General features: G+C 71.2%; 27 protein-coding genes. 13 read left to right on the top strand and 14 right to left on the bottom strand.

Features of this window, described 5'->3' with window-relative positions; genetic code table 11:
- Positions 1-68: 68 nt before the first annotated feature.
- From ISU07_RS05430 to ISU07_RS05440, 3 genes are all read right to left on the bottom strand, one after another.
- Positions 69-410, bottom strand: coding sequence for a GIY-YIG nuclease family protein (locus ISU07_RS05430; protein ID WP_194705777.1), 342 nt, complete (start codon positions 408-410; stop codon positions 69-71).
- Positions 411-587: 177 nt separating this feature from the next.
- Complete coding sequence (locus ISU07_RS05435) at positions 588-1,490, bottom strand: LCP family protein (protein ID WP_194705778.1); 903 nt, start codon at positions 1,488-1,490, stop codon at positions 588-590.
- A complete protein-coding gene (locus tag ISU07_RS05440; RefSeq protein WP_194705779.1) occupies positions 1,487-2,101 on the bottom strand; it encodes a hypothetical protein in 615 nt (204 codons plus the stop codon). The genes ISU07_RS05435 and ISU07_RS05440 overlap by 4 nt, the downstream gene beginning before the upstream one ends.
- A 146-nt stretch (positions 2,102-2,247) precedes the next feature.
- On the opposite strand from ISU07_RS05440, the gene ISU07_RS05445 reads away from it, so the two are divergent.
- Together ISU07_RS05445 and ISU07_RS05450 are read left to right on the top strand one after the other, a co-directional pair.
- A complete protein-coding gene (locus tag ISU07_RS05445) occupies positions 2,248-6,105 on the top strand; it encodes a multifunctional oxoglutarate decarboxylase/oxoglutarate dehydrogenase thiamine pyrophosphate-binding subunit/dihydrolipoyllysine-residue succinyltransferase subunit (RefSeq protein WP_194705780.1) in 3,858 nt (1,285 codons plus the stop codon).
- A 5-nt stretch (positions 6,106-6,110) separates the two neighbouring features.
- Complete coding sequence (locus ISU07_RS05450; RefSeq protein WP_194705781.1) at positions 6,111-6,290, top strand: DUF6104 family protein; 180 nt, start codon at positions 6,111-6,113, stop codon at positions 6,288-6,290.
- Positions 6,291-6,400: 110 nt separating this feature from the next.
- On the opposite strand, the gene ISU07_RS05455 is transcribed toward ISU07_RS05450, so the two are convergent.
- From ISU07_RS05455 to ISU07_RS05470, 4 genes are all read right to left on the bottom strand, one after another.
- A complete protein-coding gene (locus ISU07_RS05455) occupies positions 6,401-7,087 on the bottom strand; it encodes an SDR family oxidoreductase (RefSeq protein WP_194705782.1) in 687 nt (228 codons plus the stop codon).
- Positions 7,084-8,055: a zinc-binding dehydrogenase gene (locus ISU07_RS05460; RefSeq protein ID WP_194705783.1), complete on the bottom strand. Its 972-nt coding sequence runs from the start codon at positions 8,053-8,055 to the stop codon at positions 7,084-7,086. The genes ISU07_RS05455 and ISU07_RS05460 overlap by 4 nt, the downstream gene beginning before the upstream one ends.
- A gap of 148 nt (positions 8,056-8,203) precedes the next feature.
- On the bottom strand, positions 8,204-9,373 hold the full coding sequence (locus tag ISU07_RS05465) for an NAD(P)-dependent malic enzyme (protein ID WP_194705784.1): 1,170 nt from the start codon (positions 9,371-9,373) through the stop codon (positions 8,204-8,206).
- A gap of 12 nt (positions 9,374-9,385) precedes the next feature.
- Complete coding sequence (locus ISU07_RS05470; protein ID WP_194705785.1) at positions 9,386-9,724, bottom strand: S24/S26 family peptidase; 339 nt, start codon at positions 9,722-9,724, stop codon at positions 9,386-9,388.
- A gap of 88 nt (positions 9,725-9,812) precedes the next feature.
- On the opposite strand from ISU07_RS05470, the gene sodN reads away from it, so the two are divergent.
- A complete protein-coding gene (sodN, locus tag ISU07_RS05475; RefSeq protein ID WP_194705786.1) occupies positions 9,813-10,214 on the top strand; it encodes a superoxide dismutase, Ni in 402 nt (133 codons plus the stop codon).
- Positions 10,215-10,325: 111 nt separating this feature from the next.
- Entirely contained in the window at positions 10,326-11,228 is a 903-nt protein-coding gene (locus ISU07_RS05480; protein ID WP_194705787.1) for a LysR family transcriptional regulator, read from the top strand.
- Here ISU07_RS05480 and ISU07_RS05485 read toward each other — a convergent pair.
- The gene (locus tag ISU07_RS05485; protein WP_194705788.1) at positions 11,191-11,811 is read right to left on the bottom strand and encodes a LysE family translocator; all 621 of its coding nucleotides are present in this window, start codon (positions 11,809-11,811) and stop codon (positions 11,191-11,193) included. The two genes, ISU07_RS05480 and ISU07_RS05485, sit on opposite strands and share 38 nt — an antisense overlap.
- Before the next feature lie 120 nt (positions 11,812-11,931).
- Here ISU07_RS05485 and ISU07_RS05490 point away from each other — a divergent pair, with 120 nt between their 5' ends.
- From ISU07_RS05490 to ISU07_RS05500, 3 genes are read left to right on the top strand one after another with little or no spacing between them, the layout of a single operon-like run.
- Entirely contained in the window at positions 11,932-12,336 is a 405-nt protein-coding gene (locus tag ISU07_RS05490; RefSeq protein WP_194705789.1) for an ATP-binding protein, read from the top strand.
- A gap of 3 nt (positions 12,337-12,339) precedes the next feature.
- Positions 12,340-13,170 (top strand): RNA polymerase sigma factor SigF, encoded by an 831-nt coding sequence (locus tag ISU07_RS05495; protein ID WP_194705790.1) that lies wholly within the window; start codon positions 12,340-12,342, stop codon positions 13,168-13,170.
- Complete coding sequence (locus ISU07_RS05500; RefSeq protein ID WP_194705791.1) at positions 13,167-13,922, top strand: SDR family NAD(P)-dependent oxidoreductase; 756 nt, start codon at positions 13,167-13,169, stop codon at positions 13,920-13,922. The genes ISU07_RS05495 and ISU07_RS05500 overlap by 4 nt, the downstream gene beginning before the upstream one ends.
- Positions 13,923-13,976: 54 nt before the next feature.
- Here the strand turns inward: ISU07_RS05500 and ISU07_RS05505 are convergent, their stop codons facing one another.
- A complete protein-coding gene (locus ISU07_RS05505; RefSeq protein ID WP_194705792.1) occupies positions 13,977-14,345 on the bottom strand; it encodes a hypothetical protein in 369 nt (122 codons plus the stop codon).
- A gap of 233 nt (positions 14,346-14,578) precedes the next feature.
- Between ISU07_RS05505 and ISU07_RS05510 the strand changes: the two genes are divergently transcribed.
- Entirely contained in the window at positions 14,579-14,830 is a 252-nt protein-coding gene (locus tag ISU07_RS05510) for a WhiB family transcriptional regulator (RefSeq protein WP_194705793.1), read from the top strand.
- 10 nt (positions 14,831-14,840) lie between these two features.
- Here the strand turns inward: ISU07_RS05510 and ISU07_RS05515 are convergent, their stop codons facing one another.
- Positions 14,841-16,313, bottom strand: coding sequence for a sensor histidine kinase (locus ISU07_RS05515; RefSeq protein ID WP_194705794.1), 1,473 nt, complete (start codon positions 16,311-16,313; stop codon positions 14,841-14,843).
- Positions 16,314-16,392: 79 nt separating this feature from the next.
- Between ISU07_RS05515 and ISU07_RS05520 the strand changes: the two genes are divergently transcribed.
- The 5 genes from ISU07_RS05520 (at position 16,393) to ISU07_RS25020 (ending at position 20,013) form a co-directional block, all read left to right on the top strand.
- Positions 16,393-17,226 carry a DUF2785 domain-containing protein gene (locus ISU07_RS05520; protein ID WP_194705795.1) on the top strand — a complete coding sequence of 278 codons (834 nt, stop codon included), beginning with the start codon at positions 16,393-16,395 and terminating at the stop codon, positions 17,224-17,226.
- Between the two features lie 25 nt (positions 17,227-17,251).
- A complete protein-coding gene (locus ISU07_RS05525) occupies positions 17,252-18,949 on the top strand; it encodes an acetolactate synthase (protein ID WP_194705796.1) in 1,698 nt (565 codons plus the stop codon).
- A 3-nt stretch (positions 18,950-18,952) separates the two neighbouring features.
- Positions 18,953-19,432, top strand: a complete 480-nt coding sequence (locus ISU07_RS05530) for a GNAT family N-acetyltransferase (protein ID WP_194705797.1) — start codon at positions 18,953-18,955, stop codon at positions 19,430-19,432.
- A gap of 2 nt (positions 19,433-19,434) precedes the next feature.
- Positions 19,435-19,794, top strand: coding sequence for a thioesterase family protein (locus ISU07_RS05535; RefSeq protein ID WP_323742445.1), 360 nt, complete (start codon positions 19,435-19,437; stop codon positions 19,792-19,794).
- 144 nt (positions 19,795-19,938) lie between these two features.
- A complete protein-coding gene (locus tag ISU07_RS25020) occupies positions 19,939-20,013 on the top strand; it encodes a 50S ribosomal protein bL37 (protein WP_370865623.1) in 75 nt (24 codons plus the stop codon).
- 72 nt (positions 20,014-20,085) lie between these two features.
- On the opposite strand, the gene rsrA is transcribed toward ISU07_RS25020, so the two are convergent.
- The 4 genes from rsrA to ISU07_RS05555 form a co-directional block, all read right to left on the bottom strand.
- A complete protein-coding gene (rsrA, locus tag ISU07_RS05540; RefSeq protein ID WP_194705799.1) occupies positions 20,086-20,337 on the bottom strand; it encodes a mycothiol system anti-sigma-R factor in 252 nt (83 codons plus the stop codon).
- On the bottom strand, positions 20,334-20,966 hold the full coding sequence (locus ISU07_RS05545; protein WP_194705800.1) for a sigma-70 family RNA polymerase sigma factor: 633 nt from the start codon (positions 20,964-20,966) through the stop codon (positions 20,334-20,336). The genes rsrA and ISU07_RS05545 overlap by 4 nt, the downstream gene beginning before the upstream one ends.
- A 72-nt stretch (positions 20,967-21,038) precedes the next feature.
- Positions 21,039-21,680: an alpha/beta hydrolase family protein gene (locus ISU07_RS05550; RefSeq protein ID WP_194705801.1), complete on the bottom strand. Its 642-nt coding sequence runs from the start codon at positions 21,678-21,680 to the stop codon at positions 21,039-21,041.
- Positions 21,677-22,462, bottom strand: coding sequence for an SOS response-associated peptidase (locus ISU07_RS05555; RefSeq protein ID WP_194705802.1), 786 nt, complete (start codon positions 22,460-22,462; stop codon positions 21,677-21,679). Before ISU07_RS05555 ends, ISU07_RS05550 begins: the two co-directional genes overlap by 4 nt.
- Positions 22,463-22,541 lie beyond the last annotated feature (79 nt).

Raw genomic sequence — 22,541 nt, forward strand, 5'->3', positions numbered from 1 at the left:
CACCCACCGCAGGTCGAGGAGGGCCGAAGGCCCGTCACGAGACCCCGCCACCCGACCGCACACCCCTCTCACCAGGTCTCGTGACGGGGGCCAGGGCGCCCTCCTCGACCAGCGGCGCGCGCCTGCGTCGCCGCCCAGCTCCGGGACGCCAGGCCACGCAGCAGTGACTCGTCGCCATCGATCAGGGCCTGGCGCTTCGCCCTCCCCCATTTCTGGAGGCGCTTCTCCATCTCATAGGCCTCGTCCATCCGGTCGTACTGCACAGACCATCGCAGGACGACAGGTCTGCGCCTCCTCGTGTACGCCGCACCGAGGCCCTCGTTGTGCTCACTGACACGGCGTTCGAGGTCGTAGGTGCTGCCGACGTAGAACGAGCCGTCCCGGCACTCGACGATGTAGACCCAGGGCATGGCAACACGGTGACTCAGCCGGGCGTCGCCCGCTGCCTCCACGTCCGACCCTGTGGACGCGAGCGCGGAACAGGCGCTGCCATCGGTTGCGGGGTCTCGTGACGCGACTTCGTCGCTCCTCGACCAGCGGAGCTCACCGGGTCTCGTGACGCGACGTCGTCGCTCCTCGACCAGCGGTCAGGAGCAGGACTCCAGCGTCGCGTCGTCCCTCGCGCGGTCGCCGAGGCGGCGGGCCTGGTCGGTGTAGGGCAGCACCACGCTGGCGCCGCCGATGCTGCCGATGCCGCCTTGGACGACGCAGGTGGTGATCTTCGACGGGTCGACCTGGGCGACCGCCTGGGCGAGCTTGAAGAGCTCGGCGGGCGAGAGGTCGGTGTGCAGGTACTGCATCACGTTGAGCACGCCCTGCTCGAGGAACCCGGCCTCGTGGGCGCGCGCCCGTACCTTGGCCTGGATGCCGCGGATGACGCGCTGCTGGTTGGCCGAGCGGTCGAAGTCGCCGCGGATCAGGTTGTGGCGGATCCGCGAGAACACCATGGCGTCGTACGGGCCGAGGTGGATGCGTCCCTTCCTGAACCCCTCGGGCTTCAGCGCGCTGTCGCTGAACGCGACCGGGTTCTTGACGTCGACGCCGCCGATCGAGCCGATCAGCGCCTGGAAGTACTTGAACCGGGTCACGAACACGTAGTCGGGCTGGATCCCGACCAGGTTGCCGACCGTCTGGCCGAGCAGCTGGGGACCGCCGAAGTACAGCGAGGCGTTGATCTTGTTCGAGCCGTACCCCGGGATCGGCACCCACGAGTCACGGGGTACGCCGATCGCGGACGCCGCGCCCGTCTTCAGGTTCATGCCGATCAGCTGGAGGGCGTCACCGCGGGTGTGGGTCATGTCCTCGCCGGGCCGGGCGTCGGAGCCGACGGCCAGGATCCACACGATGTCCTTGTTGTCGGCGTCCACGCCGCTGGCCCGCTGGAGCTTGACCAGCTCCATCTCGGTCGGCTTCACCGCCGAGTCGGGGATGACGAGCGCCGCGATGCCGAGCACGACGGCGAGGGTCACGATGCGCTTGAAGAGCCTCATGCGAACCGCCCCTTGGTCACGTCGTACCCGAAGATCCGCCAGCCCTCCGCCGAGGGCGTCAGGAAGAGCCGCCCGCTCACCTCCACCTTGCGCTGGACGTCGCCGTCGGTCTTGAACTTGAGCACGAACCGCGCCGTCGCACCCTCGGCCTTGCCGCGCACGGCCAGCACGTCGACGTACACCCGACGCGCCGTCGCCTTCACCGACGAGACCTCGGCGCCGATGTCCTGGTTGCTCATGAGCTCCTTGTCGTCGGAGGCGTCGGCCTTCGCTCCGGTCGTGAAGCCGGGCCACGAGGTCGAGAAGTCGTTGCGGGGGTAGTCGCCACCGACGTACGCCGCGTCGAACCACTCGTCGACCGCGTGCGCGACCTGCTGGCGGACCTTGCTGCGCTTGCCCTTCGGCAGCTGGCCCCGGACCTTGCCCAAGGACGAGTGGGTCTCGATGGGGGCCGGTGCGTCGGTGCCGCCGTCGGCCGGTTGGCCGGCGCCGTCGGCCGACGGACTGCTCGACGAGTCGTCGCCGCCGCTGCAGGCGGCGAGCACGACAGCCAGCACCAGGAGCAGCACGACGCCCAGCTCGGCGGCGACGTGGGTACGGGGGTGTTTCACGTCAGGGAGCTCCTTAGATCAAGGTCACAGCCAACCGTGCCGGACGAGAGGGGCGTGGGTCGGCATTTGCTCGTGTCGGGGACTAACCTTCGTCGAGGAACTTTCCTTTCATTCGCACGCATTCTGAGGAAGAGGCGAACCCAGCCGTGCCGCAGCCTTCCGGCAGCCCGTCCGACCACTCATCCGTCCGGCCCTCGACCGATCTCGGGGCCAACGAGTGGCTCGTCGAGGAGATGTACGACCAGTACCAACGCGACCCTCAGAGCGTGGACCCGATCTGGGTGGAGTACTTCAAGACGTCGCCTCCTGGTGGTTCGCAAAACGGCAACGGTACGTCGTCCGCGCCGGCGGCGGCACCGGCCCCCGCCCCGGCCCCCGCCCCGGCACCGGCGGCGGCACCGGCGGCGGCCCCCGCCCCCACGGCGCCTCCGGCCCCGAAGCCCGAGGTCAAGCAGGCGCCGAGGCCGCAGGCGAAGGAGGAGCCGAAGCCGCCGACACCGGCGCCGGTCGCCACGCCGCGTCCGGAGACCAAGGCCGCCGAGCCGGCCAAGGGCACGAGCAACCCGATGCCCAAGGAGTCCAAGCCGGTGGAGAAGGCCCAGGCCAGCGACCAGGCGACGTACACGATCCTGCGCGGCGCCCCGGCCCGCACCGTGCAGAACATGGACGCCTCGCTGAGCGTGCCGACCGCCACGAGCGTCCGCTCGGTCCCGGTCAAGCTCCTCTGGGACAACCGCACCGTCATCAACAACCACCTGGCCCGGGCGCGCGGCGGCAAGGTGTCGTTCACGCACCTGATCGGCTACGCCCTCGTCAAGGCGCTGCGCACGATGCCGGAGATGAACGTCGGCTTCGACGAGATCGACGGCAAGCCGAACCTCATCACCCCGGCGCACATCAACCTCGGCCTGGCCATCGACGTGCAGAAGGCCGACGGCACCCGCCAGCTGCTGGTGCCGTCGATCAAGGCCGCCGAGAGCATGGACTTCGCGGCGTTCTGGACGGCCTACGAGGACGTCGTACGCCGCACCCGTGACGGCAAGCTGACCGTCGAGGACTTCCAGGGCACCACGATCTCGCTGACCAACCCCGGCACCATCGGCACCAACCACTCGGTGCCGCGCCTGATGAAGGGCCAGGGCGCGATCATCGGCGTGGGCGCGATGGAGTACCCGCCGGAGTACCAGGGCGCCTCCGAGGAGACGATCGCGCGCAACGCGATCTCCAAGGTGATGACGCTGACGTCGACCTACGACCACCGCGTCATCCAGGGCGCGCAGTCGGGCGACTTCCTGCGCCGCATCCACGGGCTGCTGCTCGGCGAGCAGGACTTCTACGACGAGATCTTCGCGGCGCTGCGGATCCCCTACGAGCCGATCCGCTGGGCCGTGGACTTCGCGTTCTCCCACGACGACGAGATCGGCAAGCAGGCACGCACCCTCGAGCTGATCCACGCCTACCGCGTGCGCGGCCACCTGATGGCCGACACCGACCCGCTGGAGTACCGCCAGCGCAGCCACCCCGACCTCGAGGTGACCTCGCACGGCCTGACCCTGTGGGACCTCGACCGCGAGTTCCCGACCGGCTCCTTCGGCGGCGAGGGCCGGCGGTTCATGAAGCTGCGCACGATCCTCGGCATCCTGCGCGACTCGTACTGCCGCACGACCGGCATCGAGTACATGCACATCATGGATCCCGAGCAGCGCCGCTGGATCCAGGAGCGGGTCGAGCAGCCGCACAGCAAGCCGCCCCGCGAGGAGCAGCTGCGGATCCTGCTCAAGCTCAACCAGGCCGAAGCGTTCGAGACGTTCCTGCAGACCAAGTTCGTCGGGCAGAAGCGGTTCAGCCTCGAGGGCGGCGAGACCACGATCCCGGTCGTCGACGAGATCTGTGAGGCGGCCGCGGAGGCCGACCTCGACGAGGTCTGCATCGGCATGGCCCACCGCGGTCGCCTCAACATGTTGGCCAACATCGTCGGCAAGAAGTACAGCCAGATCTTCCGCGAGTTCGAGGGCAACATCGACCCACGGACCGTCCAGGGCTCCGGCGACGTGAAGTACCACCTGGGCGCCGAGGGCGAGTTCATCGCCGGTAGCGGTGACCGGATCAAGGTCTCCATCGCGGCGAACCCCTCCCACCTCGAGGCGGTCGACCCGGTGCTCGAGGGCATCGCGCGGGCCAAGCAGGACGTGCTCGACCGCGGCGCGGAGTACCCCGTCCTCCCGCTGCTCGTCCACGGCGATGCAGCGTTCGCGGGCCAGGGCGTGGTCGCGGAGACACTGAACCTGTCCCAGCTCCGTGGCTACCGCACCGGCGGCACCATCCACGTCGTCGTCAACAACCAGGTCGGGTTCACGACGTCGCCGGGCTCGTCGCGCTCGTCGCTCTACTGCACCGACGTCGCGCGCATGGTCCAGGCGCCGATCTTCCACGTGAACGGCGACGACCCCGAGGCCTGCATCCGCGTGGCCAGGCTGGCGTTCGAGTACCGCCAGGCGTTCAACAAGGACGTCGTCATCGACCTGGTCTGCTACCGCCGCCGCGGTCACAACGAGGGCGACGACCCGTCGTACACCCAGCCCCTCATGTACGACCTCATCGAGCAGAAGCGCTCGGTCCGCAAGCTCTACACCGAGTCCCTCATCGGCCGTGGCGACATCACGATCGAGGAGGCCGAGCAGGTGCTGGCCGACTACCAGCAGCAGCTCGAGCGGGTGTTCACCGAGGTGCGCGAGGCCGACTCGCAGCCGGCGGAATGGACGACGGTTCCGGACTACCCCGACAAGCCCACCGGCGAGGCCACCACGGCCGTCACGGTCGAGACCATGAAGCGGATCGCCGACGCCTACGTCACCCCGCCCGACGGCTTCACCGTCCACCCGAAGGTGATGCCCCAGCTCCAGCGCCGCTCACAGGCGATCACCGAGGGCCCCATCGACTGGGGCACCGGCGAGATCCTGGCCTTCGGCTCGCTGCTGATGGAGGGCCGACCGGTCCGGATGGCCGGCCAGGACTCGCGGCGCGGCACGTTCGTCTCGCGCTTCGCCACGATCATCGACCGGCACAACGCCGACGAGTGGACGCCGCTGTCCTCGCTGACCGAGGACCAGGCGAAGTTCCACGTCTACGACTCGCTGCTCAGCGAGTACGCCGCGCTGGGCTTCGAGTACGGCTACTCCGTGGCCCGGCCCGAGGCGCTGGTGCTGTGGGAGGCGCAGTTCGGCGACTTCGTCAACGGCGCGCAGACGATCATCGACGAGTTCATCTCCTCCGGCGAGACCAAGTGGCGCCAGCAGTCGGGCGTCGTCCTGCTGCTCCCCCACGGCTACGAAGGGCAGGGCCCGGACCACTCGTCGGCCCGCATCGAGCGGTTCATGCAGCTGTGCGCGGACGAGGCGATCACCGTCGCCCAGCCGTCGACGCCGGCGTCGTACTTCCACCTGCTGCGCCGCCACTCCCTCGGCGAGGAGCACCGCCCGCTGATCGTCTTCACGCCGAAGTCGATGCTCAAGCGCAAGGAGGCGGCCTCGCAGCCCGAGGACTTCACGACCGGCCAGTTCCAGCCGTTCGTCGGCGACGCGAAGGCCGACCCGTCCGGCGTCGAGACGCTGCTCCTGTGCTCGGGGCGGATCACGTGGGACCTGATGGTCGAGCGGGCCAAGCGCGAGGACGCCGGGCAGTTCGCGATCGCCCGGATCGAGGAGCTCTACCCCGAGCCCCTCGACGCGATCCGCGCCGAGATCGGGCGCTACCCGAACCTCAAGGCCGTGCGCTGGGTGCAGGACGAACCGAAGAACATGGGCCCGTGGCCGCACTACCAGCTCAACGTGTGGCCGGAGGTGGCCACTCCGAGCGGCCGCGTCGAGCCGATCACCCGGCCCGCCCTGTCCTCGCCGTCGGTGGGCACGGCCAAGCGTCACGCGGAGGAGCTCAAGGCTCTCATCGCCGCGGCGTTCGACGCACCGCGCGAGCCCACGGGTGTCGACGAGCGCCACGGCTACTGACCGCCATGTACTTCACCGACCGCGGCCTCGAGGAGCTCGAGAAACGCCGGGGTGACGAGGAGGTCACCCTGGCGTGGGTCGCCGAGCGTCTGCAGGAGTTCGTCGACACGTTCCCCGAGTTCGAGATCCCGATGGAGCGCTTCGCGACGTGGCTGGCGCGCCTCGACGACCCGGACGACGACTGAGCGCGAAGGGTGGTCGCGAGGGACGAGCGAACGCCCGTCTCGCGCCAGGTCGAGCAAGCCCGCGGCTGAGGAACGAAGCCGCGACGGTCGCGTCGAGACCGACCGCTCCCTCAGTGCGGGCCGGGCCGCACCGTCACGTCCGTGATGGTGACGTCGCGGGGCAGGTCGAGCACGTGCAGGATCGTCGCGGCCACGGCCTCGGGCGTGGCCCAGTCCCCCGCGTCGTACGCCTTGCCCTCCTGCTCGTGCACCTTCTGCTGCATCGGGGTGGCGATCCGGCCGAGGTACACGCTGGTCACCCGGACGCCCGCCCCGGCGCCGGTCTCCTCGCCGCGCAGCGAGTCGGCGATGGCGCGCAGGCCGAACTTCGAAGCGGCGTACGCCGACCACTCGGGGTGGGCGGTCAGCCCGGCGCCGGAGTTGAGGAAGACGACCGTGCCGCCGGCCGCCCGGACCGCGGGCAGCGTGGCGCGGGTGAGCTCGGCCGGCGCGACCAGGTTGACGGTGAGCTGGTCGGTGACGTGGGCGAGCGGCTGGTCGGCCAGCGGGCCGAGCTCGATGACGCCGGCCGCGTGGACCACTGCGTCCAGGCTGTCCAGGCCCGCGACGGCGTTCGCGAGGTCCTGGGGTGCGGCCAGGTCGGCGACGCGGACGTCCGCGCCGGCGTACCGCTCCCCGAGGTCGGCGGCGCGCTCCTCGCTACGGGCGAGCAGCACGAGGGCGTCGCCGCGGGCGTGCAGCGCGTCGGCGACCGCCTGGCCGATCCCGGACCCGGCGCCGGTGAGGAGGACCTTCACCGCGTGAAGACGATCTTGCCGAAGATGTCGCCCTGAGCCATCGCCTCCAGGCCCTGACGGGCGTCCTCCATCGGGAGGACGCGGTCGATCACCGGGCGGACGCCGGTCGCGTCCATCATCGTGACCAGCGAGGCCAGCTCGCCGCGGGTGCCCATCGTCGAGCCGATGACCCGCAGCTGGAGGAAGAAGATCCGCGTCAGCCCCATGTCGGGAGGCATGTTGCCGGACGTCGCGCCGGTGGTGACCAGCGTGCCGCCGACGCGCAGCGAGCGGATCGAGTGCAGCCAGGTGGCCTGGCCGACCGTCTCCATCACCGCGTCCACGGTGACGGGCAGCCGCTCGCCGGTCTCGAACACCGCGTGCGCGCCGAGGTCGAGCGCGCGCTGCCGCTTGGTCTCGTCGCGGCTGGTGGCGAACACCTTCAGGCCACCGGCGCGGGCCAGGGCGATGAGCGCCGTCGACACACCACCGCCGGCCCCCTGCACCAGCACCGTGTCGCCCGGTCGGCAGCCGCCCTGGACGAAGAGCATCCGGTACGCCGTCAGCCAGGCCGTCGGCAGGCAGGCGGCCTCCTCGAAGCTCAGGCTCTCCGGCTTCGGCACCACGTTCTTGCGGGGCACCGTGACCTTGTCGGCGAACGTCCCCTGGTACCTCTCGCTCAGCAGCGACCGCTTCGGGTCCATGGTCTCGTCGGCGCCGCTGAACGACGGGTCGCTGATCACCGAGTGCACGACGACCTCGTGGCCGTCCTCGTCGATCCCGGCCGCGTCGCAGCCGATGATCATCGGCAGCTGCTCCTGCTTGATCCCCACGCCGCGCAGCGTCCACAGGTCGTGGTGGTTGAGGCTGGCTGCCTTGACGGTGACGGTCGTCCACCCGTCAGGTACGTCGGGCTCGGGCCGCTCCCCGATCGTCAGCCCGCTCAGCGGGTCCTCGGGCGAGAACGACTCGGCGTACACCGCAAACATGCGCTCGAGGCTAGCGAGGCTTCTCGCTGGTCGAGCCGCGAGGCCGGCCACAGCCGAGCGAGTCGGGACCCGGTGAGAGGTCAGCGGACCGGTTGCGGGGTCTCGCCCAGGGGCTCGCCCAGGGGCTCGCCCGGCTCGACCAGCGATATCAGCGGGTGGCCACCCCATCGGCCCGGGCCGCCTCGGAGACCGCGGAGGACACCGCCGGCCCGACCCGCGGGTCGAACGGTGAGGGCACGATGAGGTCCTCGGCGAGGTCGTCGCCGACCAGACCGGCCAGGGCCGAAGCGGCCGCGAGCTTCATGCCCTCGGTGATCGCGGTGGCGCCGACGTCGAACGCACCGCGGAAGATGCCGGGGAAGGCCAGCACGTTGTTGATCTGGTTCGGGAAGTCCGAACGCCCCGTGGCCACGACCCGTGCGTGCCGGTGCGCGACGTCCGGGTGCACCTCGGGGTTCGGGTTGGCCAGGCCGAAGATGATCGCCTCGTCGGCCATCGAGGCCACGATCTCCTCGGGCACCGTGCCGCCGGACACGCCGATGTAGACGTCGGCACCGGCCATCGCGTCGGCCAGCGTCCCGGACCGGTCGAAGACGTCGGCCGTCCGCTCCGCGAGAGCCCGCTTGACCGGGGTCAGGTCGTGGCGCGAGGAGTGCAGGACGCCCTGGCGGTCGAGCACGGCGAGGTCGCGGACGCCGGCCTCGAGCAGGATCTTGGCCACCGCGACGCCCGCGGCCCCGGCGCCCTGGATGACGACACGGGTCGAGCCGGCCGAGCGCCCGGTCAGGACCAGCGCGTTCTGGAGCGCGGCGAGCGCGACGACGGCGGTGCCGTGCTGGTCGTCGTGGAAGACCGGGATGTCGAGCAGCTCCTTGAGCCGGGCCTCGATCTCGAAGCAGCGCGGCGCGGAGATGTCCTCGAGGTTGATGCCGCCGAAGCTCGGCGCCAGCCGGACGACGGTCTCGATGATCTCCTCGACGTCGGTGGTGGCCAGGCAGATCGGTACGGCGTCCACGCCGCCGAACGCCTTGAACAGCACCGCCTTGCCCTCCATCACCGGCATCGCGGCGGCCGGACCGATGTCGCCGAGCCCGAGGACGGCGGTGCCGTCGGTGACGACGGCGACGGTGTTCGGGACCCACGTGTAGTACCGGGTCATGCTCGGGTCGGTGGCGATCGCCTCGCAGACCCGCGCGACTCCGGGCGTGTACGCGAGTGACAGGTCGTCGCGGGTGCCGAGGCCCACCGTCGAGCGGATGTCCATCTTCCCGCCGACGTGCAGGTCGAAGACGGGGTCGCCCTCGAACGGGTGGCTCATGGGGTCAGGTTCTCAGGTCCGGTGCTCGTTGTGGGACCCGCCCGCCCGCAGTGGACGTGGCCGAGGCCACACCCGCCCCAGCACGACGCCCACCACGTCGGCCTCCGGCACCGGGCCGCGGTGCCGGGAGTCCACGCCGACGGCCGGGTCGTCGCTCGTCAGCCACCACCCAGGACGTCCGGACGCCGTCGTACGCCGCTCGCCCACGCGCTTCACCGCGAGCGTGCCGTCGGCGAACCTGGCCAGCACCAGACCGCCGGTCCTGACGCGTCCGCCGTACCTCACCAGCAGCCGGTCGCCGGGCTCCAGGGTGGGCCGCATCGAGTCGCCCCGGACCCGAGCCAGCCCCATCCGGGGCCCCACCCTCCTGGGCGTATTGCCGTCCGACACGCCGAGTAGTGTCGCAAGCGCACCATCAACGACTTCGAGAGGACTGTGCATGTTCGCGCGACTGTTCGCCCCCACCGTCGAGGTGTCCGCCCACTGCGACCTCCCCTGTGGCGTCTACGACCCCGCCCAGGCCCGCATCGAGGCCGAGTCGATCAAGGCCATCATCGGCAAGCTCGCCGACAACGACGACCCCGACTTCCGCACCCGCGCGGTGATCATCAAGGAGCAGCGCTCCGAGCTCGTCAAGCACCACCTCTGGGTGCTGTGGACCGACTACTTCAAGCCCCCGCACTTCGAGAAGTACCCCCAGCTGCACACCCTGGTGAACGAGGCCACCAAGCTCGCCGGCGCCACCGGCACCAAGGGCTCCATGGACGCCGACGTCGCCGACCAGCTGCTGGCCAAGATCGACGAGATCGCCGAGATCTTCTGGGCGACGAAGAAGGCGTAGCCCGCTGGTCGAGGAGGGCCGAAGGCCCGTCACGAGACCAAGGTCGCTGGGTCTCGTGACAGGCGCTGGCGCGCCTTCCTCGACCTGCGGAATCATCGATACCATCGATGGGTGCTGGACGTCGTTCGTCTCCGGGTCCTCGAGGCCGTCGCGCGCACCGGGTCGGTGACGAAGGCGGCCGAGGAGCTGCACTACGCCCAGCCGACCGTCAGCCACCACCTCGCCCGGCTCGAGGCCGAGACCGGCGCCCAGCTGCTCCAGCGCGTCGGCCGCGGCGTCCGGCTCACCGAGGCCGGCCGCAAGCTGGCCGACCGGGCGGCCGAGATCGTGGGCCGGATCGACGCGGCGGATGCCGAGCTGGCCGGGTACGTCGGGCTCACGGCCGGACGGGTACGCCTGGCCGGCTTCTCCTCGGCCATCGGCTCGCTCGTCCCCCAGGCGCTCGCACGACTGGGCGAGAGGCACCCGGACCTCGACGTCTCCCTGCTCGACACGCACCCGCCCGAGGCGCTGGACCTGCTGCGGGCCGGGCGGATCGACGTCGCCGTGGTGTTCCGCTACGACGAGACCGAGCCCGAGCCACCCGGCGTCCGCCTGCACCACCTGCTCGACGACGCGGTGTACGTGCTGGCCCGCCGCCGCGTCCGCAAGCTGGCCACGCTGCGCGACGAGACCTGGATCGCCGGCTGCGAGCGGTGCCGGAGCCACCTGCTCACCTTGTGCGAGGCCGAGGGGTTCGAGCCCCGGATCCGGTACACCTCCGACGACATGGTCGTGATGCAGGCGCTCGTCGCGGCCGGCCAGGGCGTGACCACGATCCCCGGGCTGGCCCTGCGCGCCCACCGGGCCGAGGGCGTCACCGCCAGCGAGATCGGCGGTTCGGTGCGCCACGTGTACGCCGCGACGTACGGTGAGCCGCCGGACCCGCCCGCGACGGCGGCCCTGCTCCGCGCGCTGACCGAGGCGGGTGCCGAGGTCAGTGGGTCGCGGTCGCCAGCCGCAGCGCGAAGGTGACGAGCACGATTCCGGTCACCCGCTCGATCCGGGCCCGCACCGACGGCCGGCGCAGCCACCGGCCGAAGCGGTCCACCAGGAGCGCGTAGCACCCGAACCACGCGACGTACAAGCTCGCGAACACCGCCGACAGCAGGAGCGCCTGGCCCCGCGGTGACGTGGTGTCGGCCGGCAGGAACTGCGGCAGGAAGGTGACGAAGAACAGCGCCACTTTCGGGTTGAGGGCGTTGGAGAGGAAGCCCTGCCGCAGGTACGCCGTCCAGGTGACGGCGTGGATCGGCTCGGCGTCCTCCTCGGTCGCGCTCCCGGTGTGCCGGGCGGCGCGCATCGTCTGGACGCCGAGCCACACCAGGTAGGCGACGCCGACGATCTTCAGCGCGGTGAAGGCCGTCGCCGAGGCCAGCAGCAGCGCCGACAGCCCGACCGCCGCCGTGCCGGCGTGCACCGTCAGCCCCAGCGCTCCGCCGACCATGGTCAGCAGACCGCCGCGGCGGCCGCCGGCCAGCGCGTTGCGGGTGACCAGCACCTGGTCGGGGCCGGGCATCATGATCAGCAGGAGCGCCGCGATCGCGAAGGTCGTCATGCGACCAGCGTCGGGGACAGCCAGTCATCAGTCCAATGCCAATCTTCGCAGTGTTCCATCGATGCGATTGATGTGTTGGTCCTTCCGGCGCTCGGGGCGCCCACGCGTTAGCGTGGGGCCATGCCAGACCCGCAGGCGCACCCACGCGCCGACGTCGAGCTGCGCCTGCCTGCCGACGGTGTGTACGTCTCCGTCGTGCGCACCACCACCGCGGGCCTCGCCGCTCGCCTCGACTTCCTCATCGACGACATCGAGGACCTCCGCATTGCGGTGGGCGAGGCGTGCGCGATGGTGCTGCCCGAGGCCGACGCCGACTCCGACCTGGTGTGCAGCTACTACCTCTCCCCCGGCACCCTCACGGTCCGGGTGGCCGTGACGGCGGGCAACCCGTCGGGGCCCGAGTACGACAGCTTCGCCTGGCAGGTGCTCAGCACCATGGCGACCCGCGCCGAGGCAGACGCCTCGGGTGGCCAGTTCTCCGTCTCGTTGACGATGGAGTCGGGAGTACCCGGGGCCGGCAGCTGATCGATGCCTGACGCAGACCCCGTCACCCCCTCGGACTCGGCGGCCGAGGCGCTCCCGGTACCCGTGCGGGCGTTCGAGGCGACCAAGATCCGCAGTGCCGAGCTGTTCGCCGAGATGAACGGCGACGGAACCACGCCGGCGGTGCGCACCCACGCCCGCGACGAGCTCGTCCACCTGCACCTGCCGCTGGTGGAGCACTGCGCCCGGCGCTTCCGCAACCGCGGCGAGCCGTTCGAGGACCTGGTGCAGGTCGGCACCATCGGGCTGCTCAAGTCGATCGACCGCTTCGACTCCGACCGCGGCGTGGAGTTCTCGACGTACGCCACCCCGACCATCATCGGCGAGATCAAGCGGTACTTCCGGGACAAGGGCTGGGCCATCCGCGTGCCCCGCCGGCTCCAGGAGCTGCGCATGCAGATCGGGGCCGCGACCGCGGAGCTGACGCAGAGCCTGGGCCGCTCCCCCACGCCGCGCGAGCTGGCCGAGACGATCGGCTGCTCGGTCGAGGAGATCATCGAGGGCATCGAGTCCAGCAACGCCTACTCCACGCTCTCGCTGGACGCCAGCGACGACAGCGAGGAGGGCGGCAACACGATGCTCGACGCGATCGGCATCGAGGACGAGAACCTCGAGCACGTCGAGATCCGCGAGTCCCTGAAACCGCTGCTTGACGCGCTGGAGCCCCGGGAGAAGAAGATCCTGCTGCTGCGCTTCTTCAAGAACCGGACGCAGACCCAGATCGCCGAGGAGATCGGAGTCTCCCAGATGCACGTCTCCCGCCTGCTGACCCGGACGCTCGGCCAGCTGCGTGACTCGCTGGAGCAGTCGTCGTGACCGGTACGCCGGCCGGCCGGCTCCAGGAGAAGGTCGCCGTCGTCACCGGCGCGGCCCGCGGCATCGGCCGCGCCACCGTCGAGGTGTTCCTCGGCGAAGGCGCCCTGGTCGTGGCCACCGACATCGACGAGGCCGCACTCGGCGACCTCGGCGAGCGCGTGGTGGCCGTCGGCGGGGACGTGTCCCTCGAGGACGACGCCCGCGCCATGATCCAGGCCGCCGTCGACTCCTTCGGCCGCATCGACGTGCTGGTGGCCAACGCCGGCGTGATCCCGCTGAGCACGATCGACCAGACGTCGGTCGCCGACTGGGACCACGTGATGGCGGTCGACGGGCGCGGGATGTTCCTGACCTGCAAGTTCGCCATCGAGCACATGGCCGCGCAGGGGTCCGGCTCGATCGTGCTGCTGTCGTCGATCTCCGGCCAGCGCGGCCAGGTCGGGCAGGCGGCGTACGGCCCGGCCAAGTACGTCGCCACCGGCCTCACCCACCACCTGGCCATCGAGTGGGCGTCGAAGGGCATCCGCGTCAACGCCGTGGCGCCGGGCACGATCCGCACCGACGCCGTCGTGGCCCTCCTGGAGACCGACCAGGGCAAGGCGTACGTGGAGGAGATCCAGGCCCGGCACCCCGTCGGGCGCCTCGGTGAGCCGCGGGAGGTCGCCGAGGCGATCGCGTTCCTGGCCAGCGACGCCGCCTCGTTCGTCACCGGCGCGGTGCTGCCGGTCGACGGGGGCTATCTGGCGCAGTAGGGCCCACCGGGTCTCGTGACGGTCGCTGCGCGACCTCCTCGACCAGCGGCGAGGTCACTCGTGGTCGAGCGCCTTCATGCTCGCCGGGTGGAACAGACCGCCCAGCACGACGACCGCAACCACGGCCAGCGCGATGGCGACCGCCGGCAGGTCCCGGAAGTTCCAGGCGATGCCGAGCTGGATGAGCTGGCTGAGCACGAGCGGGCTCCGGGCCCAGGGGGTGCAGCGGTTGACCTGCCAGGCGCAGAAGACCAGGCCGGCGGCGTACGCCGCGAAGAACACCGCCGTGGTGACACCCATCGTCAGCCGTCCCGAGCTCAGGTGGACCAGCTCGGCGATGCCCAGGATCCCGATGACCAGCCCCTCCACGGCGGCCAGCGAGGCCGCCACGACCAGGGGCGGCGGGGCCTCGGCTCGGGTCACCCGGCCAGCCTAGGGACTGCGCATCCGGTCGCCGGGTACCCCTCCTGTGACGCAACCTACGGGACAGGGGGTTGTTTCACGTTCCAATAGTTGCCACGCTGGGGGTGGCGCTCGTGAATGCGTTCACTCAGGCCTGCCCACAAGGCTGCCGCTCAAGCGCCCACCCACATCATGCTCTACCCACGTGTTGGGCACCCCTGGCACGACGTCGAAGGAAAGAGGACCCCTCAGCCATGGATTGGCGCGACCGTTCCGCGTGTCTGGACGAAGACCCGGAGCTGTTCTTCCCGATCGGCAACACCGGTCCGGCCATCCTCCAGATCGAGGAGGCCAAGCAGGTGTGCCGACGGTGCGAGGTGCGCGAGCAGTGTCTCGCGTGGGCGCTGGAGGCTGGTCAGGACCACGGAGTCTGGGGCGGCCTCAGCGAGGACGAGCGCCGCGCTCTGAAGCGCCGCAACGCCCGCGCCCGCGTGCGCACCGCCTGACGCCACCGGGCTAGTCCTGGGGCAGGTCCACCGACACCCGCGCACCGGTCTGTCCGTGCGCCGGGCCGATCTCCAGCACCCCGCCGAGCTCGGACTCCACGAGCGTGCGCACGATCGACAGCCCCAGGCTGCTGCTCTTGTCGGCGTCGAAGTCGTCGGGCAGCCCCCGGCCGTCGTCCTCGATGGTCACGTGCAGGCGCCCGACGATCCGGCGGGCGCTGACCACGATCGTCCCGCCGACGCTGGAGTCGGGCTCGTAGCCGTGCTCGACGGCGTTCTGGAGCACCTCGGTCAGCACCATCGCCAGTGCGGTGGCGGCCTCCGAGGACAGCACGCCGAAGGATCCGGTACGCCGCACCCGGACTCGCTCTCCCAGCGCGCTCACCTCGGTGACCATCCGGCCCAGGCGGTCGGCGATCTCGTCGAAGGCCACGTGCTCCTCGGGCGACTGGCTCAGCGTCTCGTGCACGATGGCGATCGAGCCGACGCGGCGTACCGCCTCCTCCAGCGCCGCCTTGGCGTCGGGGGTGTCCATCCGGCGCGCCTGGAGCCGGAGCAGGGCCGCGACCGTCTGGAGGTTGTTCTTCACCCGGTGGTGGATCTCCCGGATGGTGGCCTCCTTGGTGATCAGCTCGCGGTCCCGGCGGCGCAGGTCGGTGACGTCGCGCAGGAGGACCAGGGCACCGATCCGCTCCTCGGCGGTGCGCAGCGGGATGGCTCGCACGATCAGCACGACGTCGTCGGTCCCGACCTCGGTGTCGCGGGGTGCGCGGCCGAGGAGCACCGTGCTCAGCGTCTCCTCGTCGGTCCGGTGCATCGGCGGCACCAGGCTGCGGGTCACCCCCGCGAGCTCGAGGCCGGTCAGGTCGCCGGAGTGGCCGAGCTTGCGGTACACCGAGAGGGCGTTGGGGCTGGCGTAGGTGACCCGGCCCTCCGCGTCGATCCGGAGGAACCCGTCGCCCACCCGCGGGGAGTCGGCGTGGTCGCTGCGCTGGCCGGGGTTCGGGAAGTAGCCGGCCGCGATCATCTGGGTCAGGTCCGCGGCGGTCTGGAGGTACGACAGCTCCAGCCGGCTCGGGGTGCGCACGCCCAGCAGGTTGGTGTTCCGGCCGACCAGGGCGATGACCCGGCCCTCGCGGCGGACCGGGATCGTCTCGACCCGCACCGGCACGTCGTCGCGCCACTCGGGGTCGCCCTCGCGGACCAGCCGGCCCTGCTCGTACGCCGCGTCCAGCAGGGGGCGTCTCCCGGCGGGGACGAAGGTGCCCAGGACGTCGTCGACCAGGGCCGTCGGGCCGGTCGTGGGCCGCATCTGCCCGCCCGCCCAGAACCCCTTGCCCTCGCGGTCGGGCAGCCACAGGACCAGGTCGGCGAAGGAGAGGTCGGCGATGATCTGCCAGTCCGCCATCAGCAGCTGCAGCCACTTCACGTCCTCCTCGCCGAGGTCGGTGTGGCTGCGCACCAGGTCGGTCAGGGACGGCACCCGCACAGGCTAGGCCGTGACGCCTACCCATCTAGACGCCCTCAGTACACCCTCACTCCCGCATGGCAAGATGCGCCCCATGACTCGGGCCTACTGGAGCCAGGTGAAGGCTTCCGGGCTGGCCGTCCCCGGGGACCGGCCGCTGGCCGACCTCACCACCGAGCTGACCACCATGCTCGGCTCCCCGGACCCCCAGATGCGCGACGGGCTGGCGTACCCGACGCTGGCCACCTGGGTGGACCGGGGCGTGTACGACGAGCTGCTGGTCGGCCTGGGTGACGGGATGGCCGCGGGCCTGACCGTCGGGCTCGGTGAGCGGGGCACCGACAGCGTGTTCCGGCGTACGTTCTCGGTGCTGGTCCTGGCCGAGTGCATCGACCGGACCAACCAGGAGGACCTGGTCCCCAGCGCCAAGCTGATGGAGTGGGGCGACCGGGTCGCGACCTGGTACCTGCGCGAGAAGGACGTCCGCGGCTTCGTCCCCGACAAGGGCTGGGCGCACGCCATCGCCCACGGCGCGGACGCGATCGGCGTGCTGGCCCGCTCCCCGCACCTGGGCCGCAACGAGCTGACCGTGCTCCTGGACGTGATCGCGGACCGGGTGCTGGCCGAGGTGGACGAGCCGTTCGTGCACGGCGAGCCGGACCGGATGGTGCTGGCGACGATGACCGTGCTGCGCCGCAACGTCGTGCCGTTCTCCGTCGTCGAGCCCTGGGTCGCCCGGATTGCCGGCGGCGCCCACCGGGCCGGGCGCGACGGCAACCCGTACCCCTCGACGTTCAACGCCGAGGCGTTCCTGCGCTCGTTCTACCTCCAGCTCGCGCTCGCCCCGGGCGCGCCCGACATGCGCTCGGACCTGCTGCTGGAGGTCGTCGCCGCCCTGAAGGCGACGAATCCCACATACCTGACCTGACCTACTCCTCGGTAACGTGCCAGCCATGGCCCCCGAAGAACTGCCCGTAGATCTGCCCGAAGAGAAGTCCGGGCATGCCGGCGAGCTCGCCGTCGCGGTCGCGCGGGCGCACGGCGTGGAGACGATGTTCACCCTCTCGGGGGCGCACGTGTTCCCGATGTACGACGGCGCGGTCAAGGCCGAGCCCCCGATGCGGCTGCTGGACGTCCGGCACGAGCAGACGGCGGCGTTCGCGGCCGAGGCGACCGGCAAGCTGACCCGGCGACCCGGCCTCGCCGTGCTGACCGCCGGCCCGGGCGTGACGAACGGGATCAGCGCCATCGCGCAGGCGCAGTTCGCCGGGTCGCCGATGGTCGTCGTGGGTGGCCGCGCGCCGCAGAACCGCTGGGGCAGCGGCTCGCTCCAGGAGCTGGACCAGCCGCCGATCATCGCCCCGATCTCCAAGCTGGCGCGCACCATCCCGACCGCGGCGGAGATCGTCCCCGGGTTCCACGAGGCCTTCACCGTGGCCGGGTCCTCGCACCGCGGGCCGGTGTTCGTCGACGTGCCGATGGACGAGTTCTTCAACCAGACGTCCGGCGTGGTTCCGGACGGGTCCCCGGTCCGGGGCGCCGAGCCGGACGCCGACGCCATCGCTGCGGTCGCCGGCCTGCTGGCCGCCGCACAGCGACCGGTCCTCATCCTGGGCACCGACGTCTGGGCCGACGGCGCCGAGGGCGCCGCGCTCGACCTGGTCGAGGCGGCCGGGCTGCCCGCGATCACCAACGGCATGGGCCGTGGGGTCATCCCCGGCGGGCACCCGCTGCTGGTCACCAAGGCCCGCGGCCAGGCGCTCACCGGCGCCGACCTGGTGGTCGTGGCGGGGACGCCGCTGGACTTCCGGCTCGGGTACGGCGTCTTCGGTGGCGGCGGCAAGGACGACGCTGGAAAAGGGGGGCCCGCCCGGGTCGTGCACCTGGCCGACTCCGCTGGGCAGGTGGCCCAGCACGCGGAGCTCGCGGGGTCGGCCTACGGCGACCTCTCGTCCGTCCTGACGGGGATCCGCGACGCGCTGGAGAAGGGCGACCGGCGTCCGGACTGGTCCTCGTGGGTGAGCGACCTCCAGGGCGGCGTGGCCGCTGCGGTCCAGCGCGACGCCGAGCTGCTCGGCGCGGAGGCCGACCCGATCCACCCGGCGCGCATCTACGGTGAGCTGGTGCCGCGGCTGGCCGACGACGCGGTCGTGATCGGCGACGGCGGCGACTTCGTGTCGTTCGCGGGCAAGTACGTCGAGCCGAAGCGGCCGGGCGGCTGGCTGGACCCGGGGCCGTACGGCTGCCTCGGTGCCGGCCTCGGCGCGTCCATCGCCGCGCGTCTGGCCCGGCCCTCCGCCCAGGTGGTGCTGCTCCTGGGTGACGGCGCCGCCGGCTTCTCGCTGATGGACGTCGACACGCTCGTGCGCCACGACCTGCCCGTCGTGATGGTGATGGGCAACAACTCCGCCTGGGGCCTCGAGAAGGGTCCGATGCAGATGATCTACGGCTACGACGTGGTGGCCGACCTGCAGCAGCAGACGCGCTACGACGAGGTCGTGAAGGCGCTGGGCGGGGCCGGCGAGACCGTGACCGACCCTCGCCACATCGGCCCGGCCCTCGACCGGGCCTTCGCCTCCGACGCGCCGTACCTGGTCAACGTGATCACCGACGTCTCGGCGGCGTACCCGCGCAACACCTTCGGGATCTGACCGGTGCTGGTCCGGCGGGCCGAGCCCGGCGAGTACGAGCAGATCGGCGCGGTGACCGTGGCGGCGTACGAGCCTTTCCTGAACGACGTCGAGAGCGACTACCGCCAGCACCTCGCGGGCGCGGCACGCCGCGACGCCGAGGCCGAGCTGTGGGTGGCCGAGCTGGACGGGCGCATCGTGGGGACGGTGACGTACTGCCAGGTCGGCTCGGTGTGGCACGAGCTGGCGCGTGAGGGCGAGGGCGAGTTCCGGATGCTCGCCGTGCATCCCGACGCGCAGGGCCGCGGCGTCGGCAGTGCGCTCGTGGAGCTGTGCGAGGAGCGGGCGCGCGCGGAGGGGATGACCGCGATGGTGCTGTGCTCGCAGGCGGGCATGTCCGCCGCGCACCGGGTGTACGTGCGACACGGCTACGAGCGGGCACCTGAGCGGGACTGGGCGCCGGTCCCCGGCGTCGACCTCGTGGCCTTCGCCAAGGAGCTGTGACCGTGGAGGCCACGCTGACGTTCGAGGTCGGTCCCGAGGACACCGCCCAGGCGGTGGGGTCGGGATCGCTCCCGGTGCTCGGTACGCCGCGGCTGCTGGCCTGGTGCGAGGCGGCGACCTGCGCCGCCATCGACCCGACCCTCCCCGAGGGCTCGACCAGCGTCGGTACGCGCGTCGAGCTCGAGCACCGCGCCGCCTCCCCCGTCGGCGCGTCGGTGTCGGTGACCGCCACCGCGTCGTACGCCGACGGCCGCCTCCACCGCTTCTCCGTCCTCGCCCGCCACCTCGACGGCAAGGTCGTCGCCACCGCCGAGATCACCCGCGTCGTCGTCGACTCCGAGCGGTTCATGCAGCGCCTCTGACGCGCGTATGTCGGGATAGTCCGGTGTGAATGGGCTCGTCGAGCACCGGTTTCGCGACCCATTCACACCGGACTATCCCGATTTCACGCCGAGACCCCTCCCCTGGGAGGATGGGCGGTCGAGGCAGACTTCCAGGAGGTCATCATGGGCAAGACGGGCAACAAGCGTCGGGCGCGCAAGAAGAAGAAGGCCAACCACGGCAAGCGCCCCAACAGCTGAGCTGACCAGGCAACCGAGCCCCCGTACCGCGCGACGCGGACGGGGGCTCGACGCTTGAACGGAGCCGGTGGCTCAGCTGTCGCTGATCTGCACCGAGATCTGGCGGAGCTGGACGATCACCCGCTGGCGCAGGTCGTCCGGGGCGGCCTCGTGGCAGGACCGCGCCACGATGGTCTTGATGGTGCGCTGGACGTCGTAGCGCTCGAGGCAGGGCGCGCACTCGTCGAGGTGCAGCTTGACCTCGCGGATCTCGCCGGCGTCGAGCTCGTTGTCGAGCAGATAGACGATCCGGTCGAGGAAGTCGGCGCAGGACTCGTCGTTCATGAGTCGCTCCCCTTCCCGACCCTCAAGAGGTCGTTGGCCCGCACGTAGTCCGAGAGCATCTCGCGAAGCTGCCGACGGCCGCGGTGGAGCCGAGACATCACGGTGCCGATCGGCGTCTCCATGATGTCCGCGATCTCCTTGTAGGCAAAGCCCTCCACGTCCGCCAGGTACACCGCGAGGCGGAACTCCTCGGGCAGGCGCTGCAGGGCGTCCTTCACCTGCGAGTCGGGCAGGTGCTCGAGCGCCTCCATCTCCGCGGAGCGCAGGCCGGTCGACGAGTGCGACTCGGCCCGGGCGAGCTGCCAGTCCTCGACGTCCTCGGACATCGACTGCTGGGGCTGGCGCTGCTTCTTGCGGTAGGTGTTGATGAAGGTGTTGGTGAGGATCCGGTAGAGCCAGGCCTTCAGGTTGGTGCCCGGCTTGAACTGGTGGAACGAGCCGTAGGCCTTGGCGAACGTCTCCTGGACGAGGTCCTCGGCGTCGGCGGGGTTGCGGGTCATCCGCATGGCCGCCGAGTAGAGCTGGTCGAGGTACGGCAGCGCGTCCCGCTCGAAGCGGGCGGTGCGGTCGGCCTCGGACTCGGTGTCGAGGTCGACGACCTCGGGGGTCTCTTCGGATACGTCGGTCATTGCCTCCCAATCTACTGGGGAGGTGGGACGTTCGAGCACGGCGAGCACGTGGGGTGGAACACGCCGGTCCGGTCAGGGATTCCCGATGACCTCGCGCACCAGCCACTCCAGCGCGGACTCCACGACGATCGCCATCGCGTCCTCCTCGCTCACCCCGCTCCGCTTGGGGGTGGCGAACCCGTGGTCCGCGGACGGTACGACGGCCAGGTCGACGCCGCTGGGGAACTCCTCGGGCCGCCCGAAGGTGTCGTTCTCGCCCTGCACCACCAGCGTGGGCACGCCCGAGCCGAGCAGCTCGTCGACCCGCGACTTCTCGGGCCGGCCGGGCGGGTGCAGCGGGAACGACAGGGCCAGGCACCCCGCGGCGCCGAGCGCCTTCGCCGTACGCGCGGCCGACCGGGCCCCGGCCGACCGGCCACCGACCACGAGCGGCGTGCGCACGCGCAGCGTCCGGGCCGCGGCGGTGAAGCCGGCATCCAGCGTCGGAGGTGGGCTGGCGACCTTGCCGCCGGCCACCCGCCAGGGCTGCTCGAACAGCAGCACGCTCACCCCCTGGCGCGGCAGGGCGGCCGCGAGCGCCTCGAGGTCGCGGGAGTCGATGCCCTTCCCGGCCCCGTGGCTGAGCAGCAGAGTGGCCACCGGCTTGCGGGCCCGGTAGGTGACCAGGCGGCCCTCGCCGTGGGGCGTGGCGATCCGCTGCTCTGCCGCGGTCACTGGTCCGCCAGCTCGGGGACGTCCTCGAGAGGCAGGGGCTCCATCAGCTCGGGGCCGTTGTTGCGGACGTTGCTGACGGCCTTGGAGACGGGGTACGCCTCGAGCATCCCCGGCACGGCCGGCACGAGCAGCGCCAGGAGGTCGTCCTTCTCCTTCTTGGTCGGGTCGAGCCACGCCGACCAGCGGTCCTTCTCGACCATCAGCGGCATCCGGTCGTGGATGTGGCCCACGTCGTCCTCGGCGTCGGTGGTGATCACCGTGCAGGTCCAGCGGAAGCGGTCGGGGTCGTCCTCGGCCTTCTCCGGGTCGCGCCAGATCTCGTAGAGCCCGGCCATCGCGAGCACACCGTGGTCCTTGGGCCGGATGAAGAACGGCTGCTTGAGCGGCTTGCCGGACTTGCCGAGCTGGGACGTCGGGTACCACTCGTAGTAGCCGTCCGCCGGCAGCAGGCAGCGCCGCGACGAGAACGCCCGCCGGAACGCCGGCTTCTCGGCCACCGTCTCCATCCGGGCGTTGATCATCCGGCTGCCGATCTTGGGGTCCTTCGCCCACGACGGGATCAGGCCCCACGTGAACGCCCGCAATTGTCGTTGTGCCGGCGCACCAGCCTCCCGGTCACCACTGGCCTCCTTCGAAGGCGGGCGCTCGACGACGGCGTACACCTCCTTGGTGGGCGCCACGTTGTAGTCGGCGCGCAGGGGCTCGGGCACCCGGTTGTCGACGACCTCGAACTCCTCGATGAGGTCCTCCGGCCTGCGGCTGGAGGCGTATCGACCGCACATGCTCGTGAGCGTAGCGAGCACCGCGGACCACCCCGGAGGGCGACGACCGGCGTACGACGGGTGGTGTAGGAAGGAAGGT

Source organism: Nocardioides islandensis, from assembly GCF_015352455.1.
In the GTDB taxonomy this organism is placed as follows: domain Bacteria; phylum Actinomycetota; class Actinomycetes; order Propionibacteriales; family Nocardioidaceae; genus Nocardioides; species Nocardioides islandensis.